Genomic DNA, 25,152 nt, shown 5'->3' on the forward strand with positions numbered 1-25,152 from the left:
AGCGCAGGTGCGCGGGATGGCGGGGGTGACGCTGGTGCGGACGCGGAGCTGGAAGCTGTGACGGGGTCGACGACCGAGGAGGTCACGACCGGGTTGCGAGCGGATCGCCGGACGATCCGCGTCGCCTCGGTGCCCGCCTCGCACGTGTACGTGCACCACCTCGCGCCGGTGCACGACGCCGACGACGAGCCACGCATCGAGCGGCTCCCCGATCCGGATCCCGACGACCCCGCGAGACCCGCGGGCGCCAAGTGGTGGCCGCCGACGATGCTCGAGCCCGCCTGGGTGCGCGCGCATCCCGAGTTCGACGTCATGCACCTGCAGTTCGGCTTCGACGCCCGCACGCCCGCGCAGCTCGAGGAGCTCGTCGAGGCGCTGCGCGAGACGGGGCGCCCGCTCGTCTACACCGTGCACGACCTCCGCAACCCGCACCACGAGAGCCGCGACGCGCACGATGCGCAGCTCGACGTGCTCGTGCCCGCGGCGGATGCGCTCGTCACCCTCACGCCGGGAGCCGCGGCCGAGCTCCGTCGCCGCTGGGGGGTCGAGGCGCTCGTGCTCCCGCACCCGCACGTCGTCGACCTCGACACGATGCGCAGGGCATCCGCTCGCCGTCCGCGATCGGCCGGGGATCCGTTCCGGATCGGCGTGCACGTCAAGAGCCTGCGCGCGAGCATGAACCCGCTGCCCGTCATCCGCGCGCTGAGCGAGATCGTCCGCGAGCTGCCGGGCGCGGTGCTGCAGGTCAACGGCCACACCGACGTGCTGCGACCTGGCGAGCGGTACGACCGGCTGCTCGCCGAGCTGCTCGAGCAGCAGGCCGCGGCGGGGCTGCTCGAGCTGCACGTGCACGACTTCCTCGACGACGCGGCGCTCTGGGCGTACCTCTCATCGCTCGACGTGTCGGTGCTGCCGTACCGCTTCGGCACGCACTCGGGCTGGCTCGAGGCGTGCCGCGACCTCGGCACGGCCGTCATCGCGCCCGATTGCGGCTACTACCGCGAGCAGGGGCCAGTCTTCGAGTACCGCAACGGCGACGACGGCTTCGACCCCGACTCGCTGCGCACGGCCGTGCTCGCCGCCCATGCCGCGGGTTCGCCGCCTGCCGCGCGCATCGCGGACCGCGTCGCCGAGCGCGACGCCGTCGCCCGCGCGCACGCGCGGCTCTACGAAGAGCTCGTGCTGTGAGCGGGCTGCGCATCTGCCTCATCGCCTCGAGCCGCTTCCCGGTCGCCGAGCCGTTCGTCGGCGGGCTCGAGGCGCACACGCACGCGCTCACGCGCGCGCTCATCGAGCGCGGGCACTCGGTGACGCTCTTCGCCGGCGAGGGATCCGACCCCGCGCTCGGCGCCGAGACGCTCATCGCCGAGCCGTTCGAGCCCTCGCCCGGCGCGCGCCGCGACGTCGGCGCGCCGCCGCTCCAGTGGATGCAGGAGCACCACGCCTACCTCGCGCTGTGCCTCGAGCTCGCCGCGAGCGGCGCCGACCGCTTCGACGTCATCCACAACAACTCGCTCCACCACCTGCCGGTCGCGATGTCGAGCGCGATCGAGGTGCCGATGCTCACGACGCTCCACACGCCCCCGACGCCGTGGCTCGAGTCGGCGCTCCCCTACGCCTCCGAGCGCTCGCGGTTCGTCGCGGTGAGCGGCTTCACCGCGCGGCAGTGGCGGGACTCGGTGCGCGCCTCGGTCGTGCTCAACGGCGTCGACATCGCGCTGTGGCAGCCCGGTCCCGGCGGCGGGCCGGCGATCTGGTTCGGCCGGCTCGTGCCCGAGAAGGCGCCGCACCTCGCGATCCGCGCGGCGCAGCTCGCGGGCATGCCGCTCGACCTCGCGGGGCCCGTGCTCGACGACGCGTACTTCGAGGCCGAGGTCGCCCCGCACCTCGGCTCGCGCGACGGGAGCCCGCGCATCCGCTACCTCGGGCACCTCGGCTCCGTCGAGCTCGCCGAGCGAGTCGGCGAGGCCTCCGTGACCGTCGTGACCCCCTCGTGGGACGAGCCGTACGGTCTCGTCGCCGCCGAGTCGATGGCGGCGGGCACGCCGGTCGCGGCGCTCGCGCGCGGCGGCCTGATCGAGGTCATCTCGCCCGAGAGCGGCCGCTTGTGCCAGACGGAGGACGCCGCGGAGCTCGCGCGGGCGATGCGGGAGGCGAGCGGGCTCTCGCGCGCCGAGACGCGCGCGCACGCGGTCGCCCACTGCTCGATCGAGGCGATGGTCGACGCCTACGAGCGCTGCTACGCGTCGCTCGCGGACGAGCGGCGAGCCGCGTGATCGGCTGCTACATCCACCACCACGGGCGCGGGCACCTCTCTCGCGCGACCGCGATCGCGACGGCGCTCGCCCGGCCGGTCACGGGGCTCTCGACGCTGCCGGCGCCGCCCGACTGGCCGGGCGACTGGGTGCAGCTGCCCGCCGACGATCCCGACGGCGCGGCCCTCGACGCCGATGCGCACGGCCGCCTGCACTGGGTGCCGCTCCAGCACCCGGGGCTCCGCGCCCGCATGGCGCGCATCGCGCAGTGGATCGAGGAGCACCGCCCCGAGGCGCTCGTCGTCGACGTCTCGGTCGAGGTCGCGCTCCTCGCGCGCCTGCACGGCGTGCCGGTGGTCACGGTCGCCATGCCGGGGCATCGCACCGACGCGGCGCACGAGCTCGGCTTCGCGATCGCCGAGGAGCTCATCGGCGCCTGGCCGCGGGAGGCCGACCCGCTCGGCGACGCTGCGGCGCTCCGCTCGCGCGTGCACGCGGTCGGGGCGATCTCGCGCTTCGCGCCGACCGAGCCGACCGCGGCCGCTCGCGAGCGCCGCAGCGTCGTCGTGCTCGGCGGCGCCGGCGGCGACACGTTCACGGCGGACGCGGTGGCTCGCGCCCGCGCGGAGACGCCCGGCTGGGAGTGGACCCACCTCGGTGCCAACGGGTCGTGGACGGACGATCCGTGGTCGGCGCTCCTCGACGCATCCGTCGTCGTCACGCACGCGGGCGAGAGCGCGATCGCCGAGGTCGCCGCGGCGCGGCGCCCCGCGATCGTCATCCCGCAGCCGCGGCCGCACGACGAGCAGCGGTGCACGGCCGCGGTGCTCGCCGTCGAGCGCTGGCCCGCGCTCGTGGAGGCCGAGTGGCCGAGGACGGGGTGGCCGGCCCTGCTCGAGCGCGCGGCCTCGCTCGACGCCGGCTCGTGGCGGGCCTGGAACGACGGGCGCGGCGCCGAGCGCGCCGCCGCGGTCATCGCGACCGTGGCCGATCGGAGCGGCACCCGATGACGCGCGTCGCCGTCATCACGATCGCCCACGGCCGGCACGAGCACTGGGCGCTGCAGGAGGCCGCGCTCGCGCGCTCCGAGCGGCGGCCCGACGAGCGCATCCTCGTCACGATGGACGACCCGGCGCTCGCGAGCGCCGCTCGCGAGCGCGGGGGCGTGCGCGTCGTCGAGACCGGCGGCGACGAGCGCGGCCTGCCGCTCGCGCGGGCGCGGAACCTCGGCGCCCAGGCTGCGATCGAAGCGGGAGCGGAGGTGCTCGTGCTGCTCGACGTCGACTGCCTGCCCGCGCCCGCGCTCGTCGACGCGTACGCGCGGGCCGCGGAGGCGCCCGAGACGCGCGAGAGCCTGCTCTCGGGCCCCGTCACCTACCTGGATCCCCCGCCGCCGGGGGGCTACGACCTCGATGCGCTCCCCTCGCTCGACCGACCGCATCCGGCCCGGCCGGCTCCCGCGCCCGGCGAGGTCGAGCTCGGCGGCTCGCACGACCTCTTCTGGTCGCTGTCGTTCGCGCTCACCGTCGACCTCTGGCGCCGCATCGGCGGGTTCCACGAGGGCTACGTCGGCTACGGCGGCGAGGACACCGACTTCGCGTGGGCCGCGCGCGAGCTCGGCATCCCGATGGCGTGGGTCGGCAGCGCGCGAGCGTTCCACCAGCACCACCCGATCGAGGACCCGCCGCGGCGCCACGTCGACGCGATCCTGCGCAACGGCGCCGTCTTCCGCGACCGCTGGGGCGCGTGGCCCATGCGCGGCTGGCTCGACGCCTTCGCTCGGGAGGGGCTCGTCGAGCGCACCGCGAGCGGCGACTACCGGCGCACCCCGCGCGACTGACGCGCGCGGCCGATGCCACGCATCCGCGTGCCCCCGCTGGGGTTCGAACCCAGACTGGGCGGAGTTTAAGTCCGCTGCCTCTGCCGGTTGGGCTACGGGGGCGAGGGCGCCGTGCGCCCGCTCCAACGCTAGTCGGCGCCCCGCTCGACCACGGCCGCGAAGCACTCGGGCAGCAGCACGTTGTCGCCCGCGCCTCGGAAGAGCGGCGCGATCTCCTCGGGCGTGAAGCCGGCGATGCCGCAGCCGATCTCGGTGACGAGGAACTCGAGCTCGGGATGCTCGGCGGCGAAGTCGAGGAAGGTCGCGACCTCGCGCTCGATGACGCCGAGGCCGCTCATCGTGTCGATCGCGTACGACTGCCCGTGCAGGCCGCGACCCTCGCCCCAGACCGCGCCGAAGCGCTCCATCGCCGTGCGCGCGGCGCCGGCCCCGTGCATCCCCCCGGCATTCGAGCCGAAGACGAAGACCTGCTGCGGTTCGAGGGAATCGACCCTCGTCGGCGACGTGCGCATGCCCCTACGGTACGCGGCTACCCTGGCGCCATGACCGTCCACGTGCGCGCCACGATCATCCCGCTGCCCGACCGCGAGCCGCGCGTGCCGGACAGCGCGCTCGTGATGCCCGGCGCCGTGATCGCCGGCGCGGTCTCGCTCGGCGAGCGCGTCGGCATCTGGCCCGGCGCGTCGCTGCGCGCCGAGGAGGAGGCCGTCACGATCGGGCACGACTCGAACGTGCAGGACAGCTGCTCGCTGCACGTCGACCGGGGCTCGCCGCTCACGATCGGCGTGCGCGTCTCGATCGGCCACAACGCGGTCGTGCACGGCTGCACCGTCGACGACGACGTGCTCATCGGCATGCACGCGACCATCATGAACGGCGCGCACATCGGCAGCGGCACGATCATCGCCGCGGGCGCGCTCGTGACCGAGGGCACCGTCGTCCCCCCGAACTCGCTCGTCGCGGGCGTGCCCGGCAAGGTGCGCCGCGAGACGACGGAGGACGAGCGGCGCGCGATCGCGAGGAACGCCTCGACCTACTCGGAGCGCATCCGCCTCTACGTCGACGCCTTCGGTCGGTCGTAGCTCTGGCGTGCGGTGCGGGCGGATGCGTAGGCTCGGCCCGACCGGAGGGAGCGGCATGGCGATCGAGGCGACGGGCACCGTGACCGAGCACGGCGAGAGCGCGGAGCTCGTGCTCGAGCGCCGCGTCGCGCACGACGCGCTCGCCGTCTGGCCGTACTTCGCGGAAGCGCGCGAGCTCGGGATGTGGTTCGGCGGCTACGCGGGCGACCCCGACTCGGGTGAAGTGGTCGTCTCGATGAGCGCCGAGGAGGACGACGCGACGATCGCCGTCGAGATCCTCGACTGCGCCGCGCCCGAGCACCTCGCGGTGCGCACGCACGACGAGCACGGCTCGTGGAGCCTCGAGGTCGAGCTCATCGACGGCGGGCACGAGCAGGGCTCGGGCACGACCGTGCGCTTCACGCACCACGACGTCGCGCTCGCGGCGCTGCCCGACATCGGGCCGGGGTGGGAGTGGTATCTCGACCGGCTCGTCGCCGCGCTCGGCGGGCAGCCGATGCCCGAGTGGGACGACTACTACCCGGCGCTGCGGGACGCGTACACGCGCTGACAGCGGGCGGGGCGGCCGCTATCGCGACCGCACCGCCTTCTCCGCCATCTGCACGACGTTGTCGAGCAGCATGACGCGCGTCATCGGGCCGACGCCGCCCGGCACGGGCGAGATCCAGCCGGCGACCTCGCGCACGCCCGGGTCGACGTCGCCGAGCAGCTTGACCTTGCCGGTCTCGGCCGAGAGCCCGCGCGTGATGCCCACGTCGAGCACGGCCGCGCCGGGCTTGACCCAGCCAGCCTTGATGAGCCCCGGCACGCCGACCGCCGCGACGACGATGTCGGCCTCCCGCACCTGCGCCGCGAGGTCCGGCGTGCGCGAGTGGCAGAGCGTCACGGTCGCGTCGATGCCCTTGCGCGTCAGCAGCAGCCCGAGCGGCCGGCCGACCGTGAGCCCGCGGCCGACGATCGCGACCGTCGCGCCCGCGATCTCGATGTCGTGCCGGCGCAGCATCTGCACGATGCCCGCGGGCGTGCACGGCAGCGGCGACTCGATCGGGCCATCGACGCCGAGCACGAGCCGCCCGAGGTTCTCTGGGTGGAGGCCGTCGGCATCCTTCGCCGGATCCATGAGCCCGAGCATCGCGTGCTCGTCGTGCCCCGCCGGCAGCGGCAGCTGGATGATGTAGCCCGTCACCTCGCGCGCGCTGTTGAGGTCGCGGATCGCGGCCTCGACGTCGGCGCTCGACGCGCTCGAGGGCAGGTCGACGCGGATCGACTCGATGCCCACCTCGGCGCAGTCCCGGTGCTTGCCCTTGACGTACGACTGGCTGCCGGGATCGTCGCCGACGAGCAGGGTGCCGAGCCCGGGCGTCACGCCCTTGCCGCGCAGCACGTCGACGCGCTCGCGCAGCTCGTCCTTGATCGCGGCCGCGGTGCGGTTGCCATCGAGGACCTGCGCCGTCATCGGTCGACGCTCGAGCCGAGCTCGTGCACCGCCTCCGGCTCCCCGGAGGGCCCGACGCCCGGGTAGAGCGGGAACGCGTCGGCGAGCTTCGTCACCCGCGCGCGGAGCGCATCCAGGTCGGCTCCGGGCAGCAGCGCGAGCGCGATGATGTCGGCGACCTCGGTGAACTCCTCGTCGCCGAAGCCGCGCGTCGCGAGCGCGGGCGTGCCGATGCGGAGGCCGCTCGTCACCATCGGCGGGCGCGGGTCGTTCGGCACCGCGTTGCGGTTGACGGTGATGCGGATGTCGTGCAGGAGGTCCTCGGCCTGCTTGCCGTCGATCGCGGCGTCGCGGAGGTCGACGAGCACGAGGTGCACGTCGGTGCCGTCCGAGCGCACGGTGATGCCCGCATCCCGCACGTCCTGCTGCATGAGGCGCTCGGCGAGGATGTGCGCGCCGCGCAGGGTGCGCTCCTGGCGCTCCTTGAACTCCTCGGAGCCGGCGAGCTTGAACGCGGTCGCCTTCGCCGCGATGACGTGCATGAGCGGGCCGCCCTGCTGGCCGGGGAAGACCGCGGAGTTGAGCTTCTTCGCGATGTCCGCCTCGTTCGTGAGGATGAAGCCCGAGCGGGGGCCGCCGATCGTCTTGTGCACGGTCGACGAGACGACGTGCGCGTGCGGCACGGGGTTCGGGTGGAGGCCCGCGGCGACGAGGCCCGCGAAGTGCGCCATGTCGACCCACAGGAGCGCGCCGACCTCGTCGGCGATCTCGCGGAAGGCGGCGAAGTCGAGCTGGCGCGGGTAGGCCGACCAGCCGGCGATGATGACCTTGGGCTTGTGCTCCTGCGCGAGTCGGCGCACCTCGTCCATGTCGACGCGGCTCGTGGCCTCGTCGACGCCGTAGGCGACGATGTCGTAGAGGCGGCCCGAGAAGTTGATCTTCATGCCGTGCGTGAGGTGGCCGCCGTGGTCGAGCGAGAGGCCGAGGATCGTGTCGCCCGGGCGGGCGATCGCGTGCAGCACGGCCGCGTTCGCGGTCGCGCCCGAGTGGGGCTGCACGTTGGCGAACTCGGCGCCGAAGAGCGCCTTCGCGCGCTCGATCGCGAGCGACTCGGCGACGTCGACGTGCTCGCAGCCGCCGTAGTAGCGGCGTCCCGGGTAGCCCTCGGCGTACTTGTTCGTGAGCACGCTGCCTGCCGCCTCGAGCACCGCGATGGGCACGAAGTTCTCGCTCGCGATCATCTCGAGGTAGTCGCGCTGGCGGTCGAGCTCGAGCTGCAGCACCGCGGCGATCTCGGGATCGACCTCCGTGAGCGGCGAGTTGAACGTGGAGGGCAGGCGGTCGGTCACGGTTGCTCCTTCGCTGGGGCGCTGGCGCGCGTCGCTGGTTCGGATGCCCAGGCGCGCGGCGGCTGCTCGGCCGCTCCCCGGTGGTGCTCCACCATTGCGCCAGTCACGGCCGCTCCCATCGTACCCGCGCGCGGATGGCGACGACGGATGCGTGGGGTGAGAGAAGTTCATTGACAAGGCAGTGCTCGCGGCCGGATGCTGGCGCTCGACCCGTTTGACGAAGAAGGAGCACTGCATGAGCGTCATCGACCTGACCGGCAAGGTCGCCGTCATCACCGGCGGCGGCAGCGGCATCGGCCGCGCCACCGCCCAGCTGTTCGCCGAGCTCGGCGCGAAGGTCGTCGTGAGCGACATCGCCCAGACCGCCCACGAGACCGTCGCGAGCATCGAGGGGGCCGGGGGCACCGCATCCGCCTTGATCGGCGACATCGGCGACGTCGCCGTCGCCGACTCGGTCGTCGCAGCGGCAGTGGAGCGCTACGGGCGGCTCGACGTGCTCGTCAACAACGCCGGGATCATGGATCACTTCGCGGGCGCCGCGAACGTCGAGGACGCGCTGTGGGACCGCATCATGCGCGTCAACCTCAACGCGCCGTTCTACCTGACGCGCGCGGCGCTGCGGGTCATGCTGCCGCAGGGCTCGGGCTCGATCGTCAACGTCTCGAGCGCCGCGGGCATCCGCGGGGCCGCGGCGGGCGCCGCCTACACGGCCTCGAAGCACGGGCTCGTCGGCCTCACGCGCAACACCGCCTACATGTACGGCAAGCAGGGCATCCGCGCGAACGCGATCTGCCCGGGCGGCGTCGCGACCAACGTCATGACCGAGGACGTGCAGCGCGGCATCGACCACGATGGCCTCGCCGCGCTCGGGCCGATCCACCAGGGCGCGCTCCGCAACGCCGAGTCGATCGAGCAGGCGAACCTCGCCGCGTTCCTCGCGTCGGATGCAGCTTCGAACGTCAACGGCGCGATCATCCCGAACGACGGCGGCTGGGCCGCAGGCTGAGCCGGCCGGCTGCGCTCGAGCGCTCCGCGGACCCCGTCCCGGCAGCGGGACCCGGGATCACGGGTCCGGCTGCCGAGATGGGGTCCGTAACGGTTCGCGGCGACGGCGCCAGTCGCGCGGGCGGATGCGCAACGGCGGATGCGCAACGGCGGATGCGCGCTGGCGGATGCGCGCTGGCGGACACTCGGGCGTGCTTGGATCGGCGCATGGACGACGGCGACCGCTCCCGCTCGCTGCTGCTCGGCGCGCTCGACGCACAGCGGCGGCACGTGCTCGCCGCGGTCGACGGGCTGACCGACGCCCAGCTGCGGGCGGCGGTGCTGCCGTCGGGCTGGTCGCCGATCGGGCTCGTGCGGCACCTCACGCTCGGCGGCGAGCGCTAATGGATCCACACCGTCATGGCCGGCGAGCCGCTCGACTACTGGCCCATCGATCGGCCCGAGCTCGACGAGGGGAGGCCCGCCGACTGGCGCGTCGAGCCGCACGAGTCGACGGATGCCGTGCTCGACGAGTACCGCGACGCGATCGCGCGCTCCGACCGGATCCTCGCCGAGCTGCCGCTCGACGCCTCGCCTCGGCACCGCGAGCCCGACTGGCCGGCGGAGCGGTTCGCCGACCTCGAGGCGGTGCTGCTGCACGTGATCCTCGACGCGGCGACGCACGCGGGCCACCTCGACGCGGCCCGCGAGCTCGTCGACGGTCGCCAGCACCTCGTGCTCTGAGGCCGCTGGTCCCGATAGCCGCGAAGCCCTCGCGCGACTCGACCGCTTCTCGTCGACAGGACCTGCTGCAACGGATCGAGTGGGCGAGAACCGGTCGAGTCGCCGCGGGAACCGGTCGAGTCGCCGAGACCGGGTCGAGCCGCCGAAAGCGGGTCGAGTGGAGTCGCTGCGGACCCGAGATCGGCAGCGGGACCCGAGATCTCGGGTCCCGCTGCCGATGTGGGGTCTGGGTCGCCGGTCAGCGGCGCGCGAGGCCGCACTCGCCGCTGACCGGCGCGCCCTAGATCAGGTGGTCGGTGAGGTGGTTCGGCGTGCCGAAGCGGTGCGCCGTGATCGCGATCGCCTGCTCGCGCAGGAACGGCAGCAGCTCGACGCGGCCCGCCTCCGTCACCGGGTGCGACACGATCGCGAGGTCGGGGCGGCCCTCGACCGCCTCCGCGAGCGCCCGCACACCGGCGGCCACCGCGTCGTCGGCCGCGAGGTAGCGGATGCGACCCTGCTCGAGCCGCTGCGCCGAGCGGCGGAAGGCCGCGTCGTCCTCGACCGTCACCGGCACGCCCGCCGCCGCAAGCGCCGCCCGTACCGCGGGCGCCGACTCGATCGCGGTCGACACCCGCACGGAAGCGCCCGCGCGAAGCGCCGCGACGACCGAGCGCGCGAGCTGCGCGACGCGGCCGCCCTCGGCGAGCCGGATCGTCACGCCCGGCATCGGCAGGTGCCGCAGGATGTCGCGCTCGGCCGAGAGGCCCTGCACGTCCTCGGCGACGCCGAGCTCGGTCGCCCACACGTGCTGGTCGGAGCCGGCCGCGCGTGCGAGCGCCTCGGCCTCCGCTGCTGTCACCGAAGCCGACGCCGTGGCCGTCACCGACGCATCCGTCGCCTTGACGAGCGACTCGACGGCGTCGACGATCCCCTGCACCGCCGGCAGCTCGATCGGCGCGGTCTCGCGCGCCTCGGCCGAGCGCCAGTCGACGAGCGGGAAGAGGTAGCTCGGCCCGCCGGCCTTCGTGGTCGGGCCGACGACCGAGCGCTTCCAGCCGCCGAAGGGCTGGCGCTGCACGATCGCGCCGGTGATGCCGCGGTTGACGTAGAGGTTGCCCGCCTGCACGGTGTCGAGCCACTGGCCGATCTCGTCGGGGTCGAGCGAGTGGATGCCGGACGTGAGCCCGTAGTCGACGTCGTTGACGAGCTCGATCGCCTCCTCGAGCGTCTCGACGCGCATGATGCCGAGGATCGGCCCGAAGTACTCGGTGCGGTGGTACTCGCTCCCCCGCTGCACGCCGGCGCGCAGGCCCGGGCTCCACAGCTTGCCGCTCTCGTCGAGCTGCTTCGGCTCGACGATCCACGACTCGCCCGCGCCCAGGCTCGTGAGCCCCTCGAGCAGCTTGCCCTCGGCGGGCGCGACGATCGGGCCCATCTGACTGTCGGCGTCCCACGGGTAGCCGACGTCGAGCGAGCGCACGCCGTCGACGATCTGGCTGTGCAGGCGCTTCGAGCGGCCTGCCTGGCCGACGAGGATCGCGAGCGACGCCGCCGAGCACTTCTGCCCCGCGTGGCCGAACGCGCTCGCGACGATGTCCTTCGCCGCGAGATCAGAGTCGGCCGAGGGCGTCACGATGATCGCGTTCTTGCCGCTCGTCTCGGCGAGCAGGTCGAGGTCGGGCCGGATGCGTCGGAAGGCCTGGGCGGTCTCGAACCCGCCCGTGAGGATCACGCGGTCGACGCGCGAGTCGCCGATGAGCTGGTCGCCGAGGCTGCGGTCGGCGAACTGCACGAAGTGCAGCACCTCGCGCGGCACGCCCGCCGCCCACAGCGCGTCGAGCATCACGGCGCCCGTGCGGGCCGTCGCGCGCGCGGGCTTGACGATGACGGATGCGCCGGACGCGAGGGCCGCGAGCGTCGAGCCCGCGGGGATCGCGATCGGGAAGTTCCACGGCGGCGTGACCGCGATGAGCCGCGAGGGCACCGCGACGGCGCCGTCGACGCGGTCGAGGTCGCGCGCCCGCTCGGCGTAGTAGTGGGCGAAGTCGATCGCCTCGGAAACCTCGGGGTCGGACTGGTCGAGCGTCTTGCCGGCCTCGGCCGCCGCGACCTCCATGAGCTCGGCGCGGCGAGCCTCGAGCTCACGGCCCGCGCGGTGCAGGATCTCGGCGCGCTCGTCGCCCGAGAGCGCGCGCCAGGCGGCGTTCGCCTCGATCGCGGCCTCGATCGTGGCGTCGAGCTCGGCCGCCTCGCGCAGCGTCGCCGCCTCGACGAGGTCGACGCCGAGCTCCGACGCCTTCGCGCGCTCGCGGATGCCCGCTGCCCACGCCTGGTTCGCCGGCAGCGACGGGTCGGAGTCGGGAGCGTTCCGGAACCCGCGCTCGGGTGCGTCGACCGCATCCGCCGTCGTCACCGCCGTGCGGTCCTGGGTGCGGTGCGTCGCCGGCGCGGGCGCCGCGAGCGCGTCGAGCGAGGCGAAGAAGCGGTCGCGCTCGCGCTCGAAGAGCGGCTCGTCGCGCGCGAGCTCGAACACGGCCGACATGAAGTTCTCGCGGCTCGCGCCCTCCTCGAGGCGGCGGATGAGGTAGGCGATCGCGACGTCGAACTCGCTCGGGTGCACGACGGGCGTGTAGAGCAGCAGCCCGCCGACGTCGCGGCGCACGACCTCGGCCTGGCCCTGCGCCATGCCGAGCAGCATCTCGAAGTCGAGGCCGCGCTCGATGCCGCGCTCCTTCGAGAGCAGCCACGCGAAGGCGACGTCGAAGAGGTTGTGGCCCGCGACGCCGAGCTCGACGTTCGCGATGCGCGAGGGCTCAAGCGACCACGCGAGCACGCGCTTGTAGTGCGTGTCGCTGTCCTGCTTCGTGTGCCAGGTCGCGAGCGGCCAGCCGTGCAGCGACGCCTCGACGCGCTCCATCGGCAGGTTCGCGCCCTTGACGAGCCGCACCTTGACGGGCGCGCCGCCCGCGGCGACGCGCTCGCCGGCCCACGCCTGCAGGCGCTGCATCGCCGGCAGCGCGTCGGGGAGGTAGGCCTGCAGCACGATGCCACCCCGGTACTGCTCGAGGCCCGGCGCCTCGAGGATCCGCGTGAAGACCGCCATGGTCATCTCGAGGTCCTTGTACTCCTCCATGTCGAGGTTGATGAAGGTGCCGGTCGCGGCCGCGCGGCGGTAGAGCGGCAGCAGCCGCTCGATGACGTGCTCGACGGCCTCCTGGAACGCCCACGGCTGGTGCGGCGCGGTCGTCGCCGAGACCTTGATCGAGACGTAGTCGACGTCGGGGCGCTCGATGAGCGCGAGCGTGCCGTCGAGGCGGCGCTTCGCCTCGCGGTCGCCGAGCACGGCCTCGCCGAGCAGGTTGACGTTCAAGCGGGCGCCCGTGGCGCGGATGCGCTCGATCGCCTTGCCGAGGCGGGCGTCGGTCGCGTCGATGATGAGGTGGCCGACCATCTCGCGCAGCACGCGCCGCGCGATCGGCACGACGACGTGCGGCGCGAGCGGGGCGACGCCGCCGCCGAGCTTGAGCGCCTGCCGCATGGGCCAGGGCAGGAAGCCAGGCGCCATGCCTCCGATCTCGCGGAGCGTCTGCGCGGCGACGTGCACGTCCTCGGGGCGGACGACGCCGTCGACGAAGCGCACGGCGAAGTCGAGGCCCTTCGGGTCGCGGAGCACCCCCGCGAGCTGCTCGGCGCTCGCGTCGGTGGGGATGCGCTCGGCCTCCTCGAGCCAGGTGCGCACCTGCGCGACGATGGCCGGTGCGAGCGCCCGAAGCTGTTCGAGCTCGGTCGCATCGGCGCCCGTGCTCGGCTCCACCGCGTCGTGCCGCTCGGCAGTCGTGGTCGTGGTCGCTGTGCTGTCGGTGGCTGCTGCGCCCATGCGGCTGCCCTCCCTCTGCCGTCGTGCGGCTCGCGTGATGGTGCGTGCGATGGCACGCTGCGGACAGTATGCGCCCGCGCAACCGTCGCGTACAGTGACGGTTCACGACGAATATCCGTCGTGTACCGCGATGCTTCCCGGAGGGTCCCGATGCTCGAAGTCCGCCGCTTGCGGCTCCTGCGGGAGCTGCGCCTGCGCGGCACGATCGCCGCGGTCGCGACCGCGCTCGCCTACGCGCCGAGCGCCGTCTCGCAGCAGCTCTCCGCGCTCGAGCGCGAGGTCGGCGTGCCGCTCACGCGCAAGCAGGGCAGGCGGCTCGCGCTCACCCCACAGGGCGAGCTCCTCGCCCAGCACGCCGAAGGCATCCTCACCGGCCTCGAGGCCGCGGAGCGCGCCGTCGCCGCGTCGCTCGGCCGCCCCGTCGGCACGGTGCGCATCGCCGTGTTCCAGTCGGCGGCGCTCGGGCTCGTGCCGCACATGCTGCGGATCCTCGCCGAGGAGGCGCCGGAGGTGCGCGTCGAGATGGTGCAGCGCGAGCCCGAGACGGCGCTCTACGACACCTTCGTGGGCGACTTCGACCTCGTCGTCGCCGAGCAGTACCCGGGGCACGCCGCGCCCCAGCACGCGGGCCTCGACCGGCAGCTGCTGACGACCGATGCCCTGCGGCTCGCGGTGCCGCCCGACTCCGCCATCGAGCGGCTCGCCGATGCCGCCGGGCACGCGTGGGTCATGGAGCCCGTCGGCGCTGCCTCCCGGCACTTCGGCGAGCAGCAGTGCCGGGTCGCGGGCTTCGAGCCCGACGTGCGGTTCGCGACCGCCGACCTGCAGGCGCAGATGCGGCTCATCGAGACCGGGCACGCGGTCGGCGTCATGAACGACCTCACGTGGGTCGGCACCCGGGTCGGCTTCCGCATCGTCGAGCTGCCGGGCGCGCCGCGCCGCGAGGTGTTCACGGCAGCGCGCACCGCCTCGGACGGCAACCCTGCCATCGCCGCCGTGCGGTCGGCGCTCACCGCCGCGGTGCCGGCCGGCCTGGAGTGACTCGCGGCGTCAGCGCACGCGCGCGAGATCGCGGCGGTGCAGCGCGACGTCGCTCGAGACGAGCACGAGCGCGATCGTGAGCCCGGCGAGCAGCGCCCACGGCAGCGCGCCGACACCGATCGAGTCGAGCACGAAGGCGCCGAGCAGGGCTCCCGCGCCGATCCCGACGTTGAAGCCCGTCGTGTACCAGGCGGTCGCCTGCTGCAGCATCCGCTCGGGCGTCGCCTGCAGCTGCCGCGTCTGCAGCAGCGCTGGCAGGGCACCGAGCGAGAACGCCCACAGCAGCACCGCGGTGACCGTGAGCACGACGTGCTGCGAGAGCCCGAGCGCGAGCATCGCCGCGATGCCGGCGACGAGCATCGCGAGCGTCGCCGCCGTCGGCCGCTTGCCGAGCCACAGCGCGATCGCGAGCACCGCCGCGATGCCGACGAGGCCGTAGCCGAACAGCGCGCCCGAGAGCCACGACTCCGGCAGGCCCGCATGGTGGACGAGGAACGGCGAGACGTAGGTGTAGAGCGCGTAGTGGCCGAGCATGACCACGGTCGTCGACAGGATCGCGAGCGCGACGCCGCGCACGCTCTTGCCCGGCTCGGGGTCAGGCAGCGCGATCGAGCCGGTCGAGGTCGTGGCGCGGTCGCGCAAGTGGTCGACGGGCGGCAGCAGCCGCCACACCGCGAGCGCGACCGCGAGGCACACGCCGCCGAAGAGCGCGAACGACCAGCGCCAGCCGATGAGCTGTCCGAGCAGCGTCGCGAGCGGCAGCCCGAGCACGTACGCGAACGAGCCGCCCGCCGACGTGATCGCGACGGCGCGCGCGAGCTGGTGCGGCTTGACGAGGTAGGCGGCGTAGGCGCCGACGACGGTCCAGAAGATGCCGTGCACGATGCCGCCGATGACGCGGAACGCGACCGACCACGCGTAGTCGGGCGCGAGCGCCGAGCCGAAGCAGCTGAGCCCGAAGACCACGAGCACGGTGGTGACGAGCAGGTGGCGGGGGATGCGTCGGGTCAGGCGGATGAGCGTGGTCGAGGATGCGACGACGGTGAAGGCGAAGATCGTCACGAGCAGGCCGATCGCGCCCTCGCTCACGCCGAGCTCGCGACTCATGGGCAGCAGCAGGCCCATCGGCAGCATCTCGACCGAGATGTTCGTGAAGACGGCGAGCGCGAGCACCGCGAGCGCGGCGGTCGGGAAGCGGTCCGGGGCCTTCCCCGCCGCGGTCGTCGACTGCTCGCTCACGACGGGCAAGCCTATGCCGCCGATAGCATCGGCCCGTGCTGACCGCCGACGACGTCATCTCCGCCCGCTTCGCGACCACCCGGTTCGGGCCCGGCTACGACATGGACGACGTCGACGACTTCCTCGACCGCGTCGCGACGACGCTGCGCGCCTACGCCGAGGGCGACGGCGACGGGATCGACGTGCTCGCCGCGGACGTCTCGGCCCAGCGGTTCCCGACCACGACGCTCCGGGAGGGCTACGCGCAACTGGAGGTCGACGACTTCCTCGACCGCGCTGAGACGGCGCTCCGCGCGCTCGAGGCCGCGGCGCTCCGGGGCCCCGCAGGCGCGTAGGCGCGCCTACGCTTGCCCGGTGCTGACCACCGAGGCGATCACCGCCGTGCCCCTGCACTCCGCGAGCGCGTGGCAGCCGGGCTACCCGGCTCCCGCGGTCGACGCGTGGCGCGCGCACGTGCTCGCCTTCGCCGCCGCGCCCGAGTCGGCAGCCGGCGAGGCCGCGCTCGCGGCGGTGATCGCGGGCGCCGTCTCGCTGCCCGGCACGATCGCGCTGAGCGGCGCGCGCTACCGCACCGCCGACGTCGACGCGCTGCTCGACCTCATCGCCGACGCGCTGCCCGAGCCGGAGTGGCCGGAGGGGTCGCGGCCCGAGTGAGTCGCCGCGGCTCGTAGGATCGAGCGGATGAGCGCCAACCACTGGATCCTGTCGATCGTCTGCGACGACCGCCCCGGCATCGTCCACGCCATCACCGGCGCGATCGTCGCGTGCGGCGGCAACATCACCGAGTCGCAGCAGTTCTCCTCCGCCGACACCGACCGCTTCTTCATGCGCCTGCAGGTCGAGGCAGAGGCAGAGCGCAGCGACTTCGAGGTGCAGCTCGCACCCGTCGTCGAGCGCTACGGCATGCAGTGGCAGCTCGACGACGTCGCCCGGCCGCTCAAGACGCTCGTGCTCGTCTCGAAGGCGGCCCACTGCCTCAACGACATGCTCTTCCGCCAGCGGGCCGGCCAGCTCTCGGTCGACATCCCGCTCGTGATGTCGAACCACCCCGACCTCGCGGGCCTCGCCGCGTTCTACGGCGTGCCGTTCGAGCACGCGCCGGTCGTCGACCCCGACTCGAAGGCGGCGTTCGAGCAGCGGGTGCTCGAGGTCGTCGAGCGGGAGGGCGTCGAGCTCGTCGTGCTCGCCCGCTACATGCAGATCCTCTCCCCCGAGCTCTGCGCCGCGCTCGAGGGCCGGCTCATCAACATCCACCACTCCTTCCTGCCCGGCTTCAAGGGCGCGAACCCCTACCGGCAGGCGCACGCGCGCGGCGTGAAGCTCATCGGCGCGACCGCGCACTTCGTCACGAGCGACCTCGACGAGGGCCCGATCATCGAGCAGAACGTCGAGCGCGTCGACCACACGCAGAGCCCTGCGCAGCTCGTCGCGATCGGTCAGGACGTCGAGTCGCGCACCCTCTCGCGCGCCGTGCAGTGGTTCGCCGAGGACCGCGTGCTGCTCGACGGGCAGCGCACGATCATCTTCCGCTGACGGCGAGGGCGATCCGTCACCGCGAGTTCACCCGCCGTGCGTGCGCATGTCGCCGGGTGCGGCTAGGTTCAGGAGCACCCTGCACCCCAACGGAGTGGATCTATGCGCGCACGCACGATGCTCGGCACTGGAACAGTCGCCGCGCTGGCCCTCACGGGCCTGGTCGCTTCCCCGGCAGTCGCCGCGGAGCACCCTGTCATCAACGAGTTCTCGGCCGACGTGAACGGGACCGACACGGACGCCGAGTTCGTCGAGGTCCACGCGGCACCGGGCAGCGACCTGAGCGGTCACACGATCGTGATCGTCGAGGGCGACTCGAACAGCAACCAGGGCAAGGTCATCCGGGCGGATGCCGCGCCCGCGGTCGACGCGAGCGGCTTCGGCGTGCTGCGCTACGCGACCAACGGCATCCAGAACGGCTCCGCCTCGATCCTGCTCGTGCAGGGCACCGCGACCGGCGGCCAGGTCGTCGACGCCGACAAGGACGGCGTGATCGACGAGGGCGTCGGCTTCACCGTCGTCGACGCGGTCGGCGTCCGCGACGCCGACGCGGGCGACCTCGCATGGGGCACGATCCTCGACCAGGGCTTCGACGGCGGCTCCGCCACGGTCGGCGGCGCGAGCCGCGTGCCCGACGGCACCGACACCGACCGCGCGAGCGACTGGGTGCGCAACGCCTTCAACGGCGCCGGCATCGCGGGCTTCGAGGGCACGACCCCCGAGCCCGGCCAGGCGTGGAACACCCCCGGCGTCGCCAACCGCGTCGTCGAGGTGCAGGAGCCGCCGGCCGACATCACGTGCGAGTCGGATGCGGTGACGATCGGCTCCGTGCAGGGCGCGGGCGACACGACGCCCGTCGCAGGCTCCGTCGTGACCGTGCGCGGCACGGTCGTCGGCGACTGGCAGGAGGGCGGCTTCAACGGCTTCCACCTGCAGGACGCCGGTGACGGCGACGCCGCCACGAGCGACGCGGTCTTCGTCTACGCCCCCGGCGCCGACGACGTCGCGGAGGGCGACCTCCTGACCGTCACCGGCACGGCCGGCGAGTTCCAGGGCCAGACGCAGCTGACGAACCCGTCGATCCTCGACTGCGGCGCCGGCACGGTGCCGGCGGCCGTCGCGCTCGAGCTGCCGATCGCCGACGAGGAGCGCTTCGAGGGCATGCTCGTGACGCTCCCGCAGGAGCTCTCGATCCTCGAGTACTTCAACTTCGGCCGCTACGGCGAGGTCGTGCTCGGCACCGACCGCCAGATGCAGCCAACCGCGGTCGCGGCGCCCGGCTCCGCCGAGGCCGCCGCCGTGCGCGCCGCGAACGCCGAGCAGCGCATCACCGTCGACGACGGCCGCTCGGTCCAGAACGCCGACCCGGCGATCCACCCCGGCAACCTCGCCGAGTTCACGCTCGAGAACGACTTCCGCGGCGGCGACACGATCACGGGCCTCACGGGCGTGCTCGAGTTCCGCAACTCGACGTGGAAGCTGCAGCCGACCGACCCCGGCACCTACACCGCGGTGAACGAGCGCCCGGCAGCGCCCGAGATCGAGGGCGCCTCGCTCGAGGTCGCCTCGTTCAACGTGCTCAACTACTTCACGACGCTGAACGACCGCGGCGCGGTCACGGCCGAGGAGTTCGAGCGCCAGGAGGCGAAGATCGTCGCGGCGATCGACGAGCTCGACTCCGCGATCGTCGGCCTGCTCGAGATCGAGAACAACGACGGCGCCGCGCTCGACACGCTCGTCGCGGCCCTCAACGAGGTCGCCGGCACGCAGCGCTGGGCGGGCATCGACACCGGCACGCTCGGCACCGACGCGATCACGACGGCCCTCATCTACCAGCCCGCGCTCGTCGAGCCGGCCGGCGCCTTCGCAGCGCTCGACGAGACGGTCGACGCGCGCTTCGACACGGCCTACAACCGGCCCGCGCTCGCGCAGTCGTTCCGCGACCTCGAGACCGACCGCATCCTCACCGTCGCGGTCAACCACTTGAAGTCGAAGGGCTCGGCGTGCCCGGGCGACTCGGGCTCGCCCGAGCAGGGCAACTGCAACGGCGTGCGCACCGCAGCCGCCGCGGCACTCGCCGACTGGCTCGAGGGCGACCCGACCGGTCAGGACGCCGAGGGCTCGCTCATCATCGGCGACCTCAACGCCTACGACCACGAGGACCCGATCACGACGCTCGAGGCGGCCGACTACACCGACCTGCTCGAGGCCTTCCAGGGTGAGGAGGCGTACACCTACGTCTTCGACGGCCAGCTCGGCTACCTCGACTACGGCCTCGCCGACGCCGGGCTCATGCCCTTCGTCGCCGGCGCCGCCGCGTGGCACGCGAACGCCGACGAGGTGAGCCTCATCGACTACACGATGGCGTTCAAGCAGCCGGCGCAGGACGCGCTCTTCGCGCCCGACCCCTACCGCGCGAGCGACCACGACGCCGTCGTGATCGGCCTGGCGTGGGAGGCGCTGCCGCCCGTCGAGGCGACCCTCGTCGACTACGCCGGCGACGACCGCTACGAGACGAACGCGCTCGTGTCAGCCGACACGTTCGAGCCGGGCACGGATGTCGTGCTCGCCTCGGGCGAGATCTTCGCCGACGCGCTCGCGGCCGGCCCCGCAGCCGCCCGCGCCGGCGAGAGCCTGCTGCTGACGCCCGGCGGCCGACTGCTCGAGGTGACGGCGGAGGAGCTCGAGCGCCTGCAGCCCGAGCGGGTCACGGTGCTCGGCGGCCCCTCGTCGGTGTCGTCGGCCGTCGTGCGCAGCGTGCTCGAGATCGTGCCTGGCGCGACCGTCGAGCGCATCGCCGGCGCCGACCGCTACGAGACGGCCGCCCTCGTGGCCGAGCGCTACTTCGGCACCGCCGAGCACGCGTTCATCGCGAGCGGCCAGCTCTTCCCCGACGCCGTCTCGGCGAGCGGCACGGCCTCGGCGATCGGCGACGTGCCGGTGCTGCTGACGCCGCAGGCGACGGCGAGCCCCTACACGGTCGCCGCGCTCGAGTCGCTCGAGGTCGCCTCGGCGACGCTGCTCGGCGCTCGCGCCTCGGTGAGCGACGCCGCCCTCGTCGGCTACCGCGCCGCCGCGCCGGTCGAGCGCTTCGCCGGCGCCGACCGCTACGCGACGAACGCGATGCTCGTCGAGCGCTTCATCGCGGGCGGCGACGACCAGGCGATCGCGATGGCGACGGGGTTCAACTTCCCCGACGCGCTCTCGGCCTCGATGGTGGCCGGCGCGCTCGACGCCCCGGTGCTGCTCGCGGCCCGCTCGTGCGTGACGCTCGACGTCGCGGAGCGGATCGCCGAGCTCGAGCCGACGACCGTCGTCAACGTGGGCGGCCTGCCCTCGCTGTCGCCGGAGGCGTGGCGCACCGGCTGCTGAGCGGCTGAGCAGCCGCGGACAGCGGCTGCGACCAGGGCCCGCGCCCGAGCCACCGGCTCGGCGCGGGCCCTCGTCGTCGCGGTCAGGAGAAGTCGCGCGAGCCGGGGCTCGGCACCTCGAAGCGGTCGAGCCGGTCGGCGAGCACCGCGATGACGCCCTCGGGCGTGCGCTGCAGCATGCCGCGCACGATGAGGGCGGGCGAGTGCCGCGCGACCTGCCGCGAGTGCGCCCACAGCCCCTTCGAGATGATGACGTTGAGCATCCCCGTCTCGTCCTCGAGGTTCATGAAGGTCACGCCCTGCGCCGTGCTCGGCCGCTGCCGGTGCGTGACGATGCCCGCGGTCTGCACGCGCCGGCCGGGCTCCGCGTCGGCGAGCCGCTCGATGGGCAGCACGCCGCGCTCGTCGAGCATCGGGCGCGCGTGCCGCACCGGGTGGTCGTCGGTCGCGACGCCCGTCGACCAGATGTCGAGCGCCACCTGCTCGGAGGCCGAGAGCATCGGCAGCAGCGGCGGCTGGATGACGAGCTGCGAGCCCTCGAGCTGATCCTCCCGCTCGGTCGACGCGGGCCCCGCGAGCCACAGCCCCTCGCGGCGGCTGACGCCGAGCGCGTCGAGCGCGCCGGCGGTCGCGAGCGCCTCGAGCTCGCCCCGGTCGAGGTCGGCGCGACGGGCGAGGTCGTGGATGTCCCGCAGCGGCGCCGCGTCGCGCGCCGCGACGATGCGCTCGGCCGCCGCCGCGCCGACGCCCGCGACGCTCGCGAGCCCCATCCGCACCGCGAAGCCCGCGTCGCGCCGGTGCCGGTCGCGCACCGCGAGCGACTCCGAGGCCACCGGCGGCACGGGCGGCTGCTCCCGCTCGAGGCACGCGTCGAGCCCGGGCCGGCGCTCGCCGTGCCGCTCGAGGCCCGCGACGGCGGCCGAGCGCACCACGCACGGGCGCAGCGTCTCGACCCCGTGCCGCAGCGCATCCTTCACGAGCGTCTGCGGCGACCAGAACCCCATCGGCTGGCTGCGCAGCAGCCCCGCGAGGAACGCCGCCGGGTAGTGCAGCTTGAGCCACGACGATGAGTAGACTAGCTTGCCGAACGCGAGCGAGTGCGACTCGGCGAAGCCGAAGCCCGCGAACGCCTCGATCTTGCGGTAGATCGACTCGGCCGTCGCGTCGTCGACGCCGTTCGCGGCCATGCCGGCGAAGAGCTTCGCCTTGAGCGCCTCGATGCGCTCGCGCGAGCGCTTCGAGCCGATCGCGCGCCGCAGCTGGTCGGCCTCGGCGGCGTCGAAGCCGCCGACCGCGACCGACATCTGCATGAGCTGCTCCTGGAACAGCGGCACCCCGAGCGTGCGCTCGAGCACGGGCACGAGCAGCTCGTGCGGGTAGCTGATCGCCTCGGCGCCCGTGCGACGGCGGATGTAGGGGTGCACCGCGCCGCCCTGGATGGGGCCGGGGCGGATGAGCGCGATCTCGATCACGAGGTCGTAGAAGCAGCGCGGCTTGAGCCGCGGGAGGGTCGTCATCTGCGCGCGCGACTCGACCTGGAACACGCCCACCGCATCCGCTTCGCACAGCATGTCGTAGACGCCCGCCTCCTCGGCGGGGATCGACGCGATCGACCACGCCTCGCCGAGCTGCTCGCGCGCGAGCTCGAGCGTGTGCGAGATGGCGCCGAGCATGCCGAGGCCCAGCAGGTCGAACTTCACGAGGCCCATCCACTCGCAGTCGTCCTTGTCCCACTGCAGCACCGTGCGGCCCGGCATGCGCGCGGGCTCGATCGGGCACACCGAGCCGACCGGCTCGTCGGTGAGCACCATGCCGCCCGAGTGGATGCCGAGGTGGCGCGGGGCGTGCAGGAACTCGGCGGCGAGGAGCGCGACGTCCTCGGGCATGCCGTCGACGTCGGGCTTCGAGTACGACTCGACCGACTTCGACCACGCGTTCTGCTGGCCGACGGCGTAGCCGAGCGCCTTCGCCGCGTCGCGCACCGCCGACTTCGGCCGGTAGGTGATGACGTTCGCGACCTGCGCGGCGTTGCGGCGGCCGTAGCGCTCGTAGACGTGCTGGATGACCTCCTCGCGCCGGCCGGCGTCGAAGTCGATGTCGATGTCGGGCTCCTCCTCGCGCATCATCGAGATGAAGCGCTCGAACGGCAGCTTGTAGCGGATCGGGTCGACGGCGGTGATGCCGAGGATGAAGCACACCGCGCTCGCGACCGCGCTGCCGCGGCCCTGGCAGAGGATGCCCTGCCGGTGCGCGAAGTCGGCGATCTCGAAGACGATGAGGAAGTAGCCGGCGAAGCCCTTCTGGTCGATGAGGCCGAGCTCGTGCTCGAGCCGCGCCGCGACCTCAGCGCTCGGCCGGCCCGCGCCGTCGACGTCGTAGATGCGCGGCAGCCGCTCGGCGACGAGCGCGCGCAGCCAGCTCATGGGCGAGTGGCCCTCGGGCACCGGCACTCGGGGAAGGCGAGGGGATGCGGCGCGCAGGTCGAAGGCGAGCTCTCGACCGAGGGCGGCGGCGGTGTCGATCGCGCCGGGGAAGCGGCGGAAGCGGCGGGCCATGACGTCGCCCGCGCGGAGCGACGGGACGCCGCCCGCGGGCAGCCACGCGTCGAGCTCGTCGATCGAGCGGCGCGCGCGCACCGCCGCGACCGCGTCGCCGAGCCGCTGCTGCGCGGGGCTCGCGATGTGCGCGTTCGTCGTCGCGATCACCGGCATGCCGCGCGCCTCGCCGAGCGCGGCGAGCGCCCGGTTGCGCTCGAAGTCACGCGGGTCGCCGGTGTCGCTCAGCTCCACCACGACGCGGTCTCGGCCGAAGAGCGACGCGAGCCGGTCGAGCTCGCGACCCGCAGCATCCGCCCCCTCCGGGTCGGCCTCGCCGAGCGCCTGGCGCACGGCGCCCTTCCGGCAGCCCGAGAGGATCATCCACTCGCCGCTCGCCGTCTCGGCGAGCCGCTCGAGCTCGAAGACGGGCCGGCCCTTCTCGCCCGGCGCGCCCTTCGCGTCGGTCGCGAGGTAGCCGTCGGTGAGGGCGGTCGCGAGCGCCGTGTAGCCGGCGGGGCCGGTCGCGAGCGCCACGAGGTGGCTGCCGCCCGGGTCGGGCACGCCGTTCTGCGGCTCGTCGAGGCCGATCGAGAACTCGGTGCCGAAGACGGTCGGCAGCTCGGCCTCGGCGGCCGCCTCGGCGAAGCGCACCGCGCCGTAGAGCCCGTCGTGGTCGACGAGCGCGAGCGCCTCGAGGCCGAGCCGGCGCGCCTCGGTGACGAGCTCGGTGGGGCTCGCGGCGCCGTCGAGGAACGAGTAGTGCGAGTGCGCGTGCAGCTCGGCGTAGGGCGTGACCGCGCCGGGTTGCGGCACGCGCACGCGGCGGCGCCGCGCCTCGTCGAGGTCGCGCGCGTGCGGCGTGCGGCCGGCGCTGACGTCGCGGTCGGAGAGGATGCCCTCGAGCTCGCTCCACGGCATCGCGGGGTTGTTCCAGCCCATCTCCTCGCCTCCTTCCCGCGTGTCGTCGAGGCATCGGCCTCATTCGAACGTACATTCGAATGCTACCCGTCGTCGCCCACTCGCGCCACAGCTCCCACCGGTCGCCCGATCGCCCCGCCCTAGGCTTGCCGCATGTCTGCCACGCGCGCTCCCGGCCGCTCCGACGCCGGCCGCGACGGTGCGCGGTCGGTGGGACGCGGCTCACGGCGCGGCACGATCCTCCGCATTGCCGCGCTCATCGCGGTCGTCGCGGCGATCATCTGGGTCGCGGCGACGGTGCGGCTGCCCGACCTCGACGACCTCCGCGCGCAGATCGAGGGCTTCGGCTGGTGGAGCTGGCTCGTCTTCGTCGCCGCCTACGCCGTCGTGGCGCTCACGCCCATCCCGGTGACGATCATGGCGCTCGTCGGCGGCCTGCTGTTCGGCGTGCCGGCGGGCAGCCTGCTCTCGGTCGTCGGCGCCGTCATCGGCAGCATCGGCGCCTACTGGATCGCCCGCGCGGTCGGCCGCACGACCGTCATGCGCCTGCTCGGCCGGCACGCCAAGAAGCTCGAGGACCGGCTCGACGAGAGCAGCGGCTTCGCGGCCGTGTTCACGCTCCGGGTCATGCCGGGCATGCCCTACTGGCCCGTCAACTACGGCGCCGGCGCGCTCGGGGTGCCGAGCCGCGTCTTCTCGATCGCATCGCTCTTCGCCTCCGTGCCCGGGCAGGTCTCGCTCGTCTCGATCGGCGCCTTCATCGCCGCGCCGTCGTTCTGGGCGGGCGCGGTCGTCGTCATCGCGTGGGGCGTCGTGCTCGGCTTCACGATCTGGGCGTGGCGCTCGTGGCGCGGCAAGGCCGAGCACTCGCTGCCGGGCGAGCCGGATCCCTCCGACACCTCCGCTGGTTGAGCCGCTCCGCCGCCGCAGGCGGCTGAGCGAGTCGAAACCATTCGCCGAGAGCC

General features: G+C 73.7%; 19 protein-coding genes, 1 tRNA gene, 1 pseudogene and 1 riboswitch. Of the genes and pseudogenes, 14 read left to right on the plus strand and 7 right to left on the minus strand.

What is annotated here, in order from left to right:
* The first annotated feature begins 57 nt into the window (after window positions 1–57).
* From JSQ78_RS06445 to JSQ78_RS06460, 4 genes are read left to right on the plus strand one after another with little or no spacing between them, the layout of a single operon-like run.
* Window positions 58–1,188 carry a glycosyltransferase family protein gene (locus JSQ78_RS06445; protein ID WP_249295951.1) on the plus strand — a complete coding sequence of 377 codons (1,131 nt, stop codon included), beginning with the start codon at window positions 58–60 and terminating at the stop codon, window positions 1,186–1,188.
* On the plus strand, window positions 1,185–2,276 hold the full coding sequence (locus JSQ78_RS06450) for a glycosyltransferase family 4 protein (RefSeq protein ID WP_249295953.1): 1,092 nt from the start codon (window positions 1,185–1,187) through the stop codon (window positions 2,274–2,276). The genes JSQ78_RS06445 and JSQ78_RS06450 overlap by 4 nt, the downstream gene beginning before the upstream one ends.
* The gene (locus JSQ78_RS06455) at window positions 2,273–3,265 is read left to right on the plus strand and encodes a glycosyltransferase (RefSeq protein WP_211450338.1); all 993 of its coding nucleotides are present in this window, start codon (window positions 2,273–2,275) and stop codon (window positions 3,263–3,265) included. Before JSQ78_RS06450 ends, JSQ78_RS06455 begins: the two co-directional genes overlap by 4 nt.
* On the plus strand, window positions 3,262–4,095 hold the full coding sequence (locus tag JSQ78_RS06460) for a glycosyltransferase family 2 protein (RefSeq protein WP_211450340.1): 834 nt from the start codon (window positions 3,262–3,264) through the stop codon (window positions 4,093–4,095). Before JSQ78_RS06455 ends, JSQ78_RS06460 begins: the two co-directional genes overlap by 4 nt.
* 28 nt (window positions 4,096–4,123) lie before the next feature.
* On the opposite strand, the gene JSQ78_RS06465 is transcribed toward JSQ78_RS06460, so the two are convergent.
* Window positions 4,124–4,197 (minus strand) — tRNA-Leu (locus tag JSQ78_RS06465).
* Window positions 4,198–4,223: 26 nt separating this feature from the next.
* Window positions 4,224–4,607, minus strand: coding sequence for an A1S_2505 family phage non-structural protein (locus tag JSQ78_RS06470; RefSeq protein WP_211450342.1), 384 nt, complete (start codon window positions 4,605–4,607; stop codon window positions 4,224–4,226).
* Window positions 4,608–4,637: 30 nt separating this feature from the next.
* On the opposite strand from JSQ78_RS06470, the gene JSQ78_RS06475 reads away from it, so the two are divergent.
* Together JSQ78_RS06475 and JSQ78_RS06480 are read left to right on the plus strand one after the other, a co-directional pair.
* On the plus strand, window positions 4,638–5,177 hold the full coding sequence (locus JSQ78_RS06475; protein ID WP_211450344.1) for a gamma carbonic anhydrase family protein: 540 nt from the start codon (window positions 4,638–4,640) through the stop codon (window positions 5,175–5,177).
* A gap of 55 nt (window positions 5,178–5,232) precedes the next feature.
* Window positions 5,233–5,727 carry an SRPBCC domain-containing protein gene (locus JSQ78_RS06480; RefSeq protein ID WP_211450346.1) on the plus strand — a complete coding sequence of 165 codons (495 nt, stop codon included), beginning with the start codon at window positions 5,233–5,235 and terminating at the stop codon, window positions 5,725–5,727.
* Between the two features lie 18 nt (window positions 5,728–5,745).
* On the opposite strand, the gene JSQ78_RS06485 is transcribed toward JSQ78_RS06480, so the two are convergent.
* Both JSQ78_RS06485 and glyA read right to left on the minus strand, forming a co-directional pair.
* A complete protein-coding gene (locus JSQ78_RS06485; protein WP_211450347.1) occupies window positions 5,746–6,633 on the minus strand; it encodes a bifunctional methylenetetrahydrofolate dehydrogenase/methenyltetrahydrofolate cyclohydrolase in 888 nt (295 codons plus the stop codon).
* The gene (gene glyA / locus JSQ78_RS06490) at window positions 6,630–7,961 is read right to left on the minus strand and encodes a serine hydroxymethyltransferase (protein ID WP_211450349.1); all 1,332 of its coding nucleotides are present in this window, start codon (window positions 7,959–7,961) and stop codon (window positions 6,630–6,632) included. The genes JSQ78_RS06485 and glyA overlap by 4 nt, the downstream gene beginning before the upstream one ends.
* A gap of 38 nt (window positions 7,962–7,999) precedes the next feature.
* A riboswitch (ZMP/ZTP riboswitch) is annotated at window positions 8,000–8,078 on the minus strand.
* A gap of 118 nt (window positions 8,079–8,196) precedes the next feature.
* Here glyA and JSQ78_RS06495 point away from each other — a divergent pair.
* Together JSQ78_RS06495 and JSQ78_RS06500 are read left to right on the plus strand one after the other, a co-directional pair.
* The gene (locus JSQ78_RS06495; protein ID WP_211450351.1) at window positions 8,197–8,967 is read left to right on the plus strand and encodes an SDR family NAD(P)-dependent oxidoreductase; all 771 of its coding nucleotides are present in this window, start codon (window positions 8,197–8,199) and stop codon (window positions 8,965–8,967) included.
* A gap of 206 nt (window positions 8,968–9,173) precedes the next feature.
* A pseudogene (locus JSQ78_RS06500) lies at window positions 9,174–9,689 on the plus strand (DinB family protein).
* A gap of 280 nt (window positions 9,690–9,969) precedes the next feature.
* Here JSQ78_RS06500 and JSQ78_RS06505 read toward each other — a convergent pair.
* Window positions 9,970–13,548 carry a bifunctional proline dehydrogenase/L-glutamate gamma-semialdehyde dehydrogenase gene (locus JSQ78_RS06505; RefSeq protein ID WP_211450352.1) on the minus strand — a complete coding sequence of 1,193 codons (3,579 nt, stop codon included), beginning with the start codon at window positions 13,546–13,548 and terminating at the stop codon, window positions 9,970–9,972.
* A gap of 150 nt (window positions 13,549–13,698) precedes the next feature.
* Between JSQ78_RS06505 and JSQ78_RS06510 the strand changes: the two genes are divergently transcribed.
* On the plus strand, window positions 13,699–14,589 hold the full coding sequence (locus JSQ78_RS06510; protein WP_211450353.1) for a LysR substrate-binding domain-containing protein: 891 nt from the start codon (window positions 13,699–13,701) through the stop codon (window positions 14,587–14,589).
* Between the two features lie 9 nt (window positions 14,590–14,598).
* On the opposite strand, the gene JSQ78_RS06515 is transcribed toward JSQ78_RS06510, so the two are convergent.
* A complete protein-coding gene (locus tag JSQ78_RS06515) occupies window positions 14,599–15,828 on the minus strand; it encodes an MFS transporter (RefSeq protein WP_211450354.1) in 1,230 nt (409 codons plus the stop codon).
* A 35-nt stretch (window positions 15,829–15,863) separates the two neighbouring features.
* Here JSQ78_RS06515 and JSQ78_RS06520 point away from each other — a divergent pair, with 35 nt between their 5' ends.
* The 4 genes from JSQ78_RS06520 (at window position 15,864) to JSQ78_RS06535 (ending at window position 20,733) form a co-directional block, all read left to right on the plus strand.
* Window positions 15,864–16,163, plus strand: coding sequence for a DivIVA domain-containing protein (locus JSQ78_RS06520; RefSeq protein WP_211450355.1), 300 nt, complete (start codon window positions 15,864–15,866; stop codon window positions 16,161–16,163).
* A gap of 19 nt (window positions 16,164–16,182) precedes the next feature.
* Window positions 16,183–16,482: a hypothetical protein gene (locus tag JSQ78_RS06525; RefSeq protein WP_211450356.1), complete on the plus strand. Its 300-nt coding sequence runs from the start codon at window positions 16,183–16,185 to the stop codon at window positions 16,480–16,482.
* A gap of 27 nt (window positions 16,483–16,509) precedes the next feature.
* Window positions 16,510–17,361, plus strand: a complete 852-nt coding sequence (gene purU, locus JSQ78_RS06530) for a formyltetrahydrofolate deformylase (RefSeq protein ID WP_211450357.1) — start codon at window positions 16,510–16,512, stop codon at window positions 17,359–17,361.
* Window positions 17,362–17,463: 102 nt separating this feature from the next.
* Window positions 17,464–20,733: an ExeM/NucH family extracellular endonuclease gene (locus JSQ78_RS06535; protein ID WP_211450358.1), complete on the plus strand. Its 3,270-nt coding sequence runs from the start codon at window positions 17,464–17,466 to the stop codon at window positions 20,731–20,733.
* A gap of 82 nt (window positions 20,734–20,815) precedes the next feature.
* Here the strand turns inward: JSQ78_RS06535 and JSQ78_RS06540 are convergent, their stop codons facing one another.
* On the minus strand, window positions 20,816–24,208 hold the full coding sequence (locus JSQ78_RS06540; RefSeq protein WP_211450359.1) for an error-prone DNA polymerase: 3,393 nt from the start codon (window positions 24,206–24,208) through the stop codon (window positions 20,816–20,818).
* 132 nt (window positions 24,209–24,340) lie between these two features.
* On the opposite strand from JSQ78_RS06540, the gene JSQ78_RS06545 reads away from it, so the two are divergent.
* On the plus strand, window positions 24,341–25,099 hold the full coding sequence (locus JSQ78_RS06545; protein ID WP_211450360.1) for a TVP38/TMEM64 family protein: 759 nt from the start codon (window positions 24,341–24,343) through the stop codon (window positions 25,097–25,099).
* Window positions 25,100–25,152: the final 53 nt, after the last annotated feature.

The sequence above is a fragment of the Agrococcus sp. Marseille-Q4369 genome (genome assembly GCF_018308945.1).
Taxonomy (GTDB): Bacteria; Actinomycetota; Actinomycetes; order Actinomycetales; family Microbacteriaceae; genus Agrococcus.

Bases quoted from the DNA above. Each gene is read 5' to 3' on its own strand.
- JSQ78_RS06495 (WP_211450351.1), top strand. From the start codon at position 8,197: ATGAGCGTCATCGACCTGACCGGCAAGGTCGCCGTCATCACCGGCGGC.
- JSQ78_RS06510 (WP_211450353.1), top strand. From the start codon at position 13,699: ATGCTCGAAGTCCGCCGCTTGCGGCTCCTGCGGGAGCTGCGCCTGCGC.
- JSQ78_RS06460 (WP_211450340.1), top strand. From the start codon at position 3,262: ATGACGCGCGTCGCCGTCATCACGATCGCCCACGGCCGGCACGAGCAC.
- JSQ78_RS06535 (WP_211450358.1), top strand. From the start codon at position 17,464: ATGCGCGCACGCACGATGCTCGGCACTGGAACAGTCGCCGCGCTGGCC.
- JSQ78_RS06480 (WP_211450346.1), top strand. From the start codon at position 5,233: ATGGCGATCGAGGCGACGGGCACCGTGACCGAGCACGGCGAGAGCGCG.
- JSQ78_RS06475 (WP_211450344.1), top strand. From the start codon at position 4,638: ATGACCGTCCACGTGCGCGCCACGATCATCCCGCTGCCCGACCGCGAG.
- JSQ78_RS06545 (WP_211450360.1), top strand. From the start codon at position 24,341: ATGTCTGCCACGCGCGCTCCCGGCCGCTCCGACGCCGGCCGCGACGGT.
- JSQ78_RS06540 (WP_211450359.1), bottom strand. From the start codon at position 24,208: ATGGGCTGGAACAACCCCGCGATGCCGTGGAGCGAGCTCGAGGGCATC.
- JSQ78_RS06505 (WP_211450352.1), bottom strand. From the start codon at position 13,548: ATGGGCGCAGCAGCCACCGACAGCACAGCGACCACGACCACGACTGCC.
- purU (WP_211450357.1), top strand. From the start codon at position 16,510: ATGAGCGCCAACCACTGGATCCTGTCGATCGTCTGCGACGACCGCCCC.
- JSQ78_RS06470 (WP_211450342.1), bottom strand. From the start codon at position 4,607: ATGCGCACGTCGCCGACGAGGGTCGATTCCCTCGAACCGCAGCAGGTC.
- JSQ78_RS06485 (WP_211450347.1), bottom strand. From the start codon at position 6,633: ATGACGGCGCAGGTCCTCGATGGCAACCGCACCGCGGCCGCGATCAAG.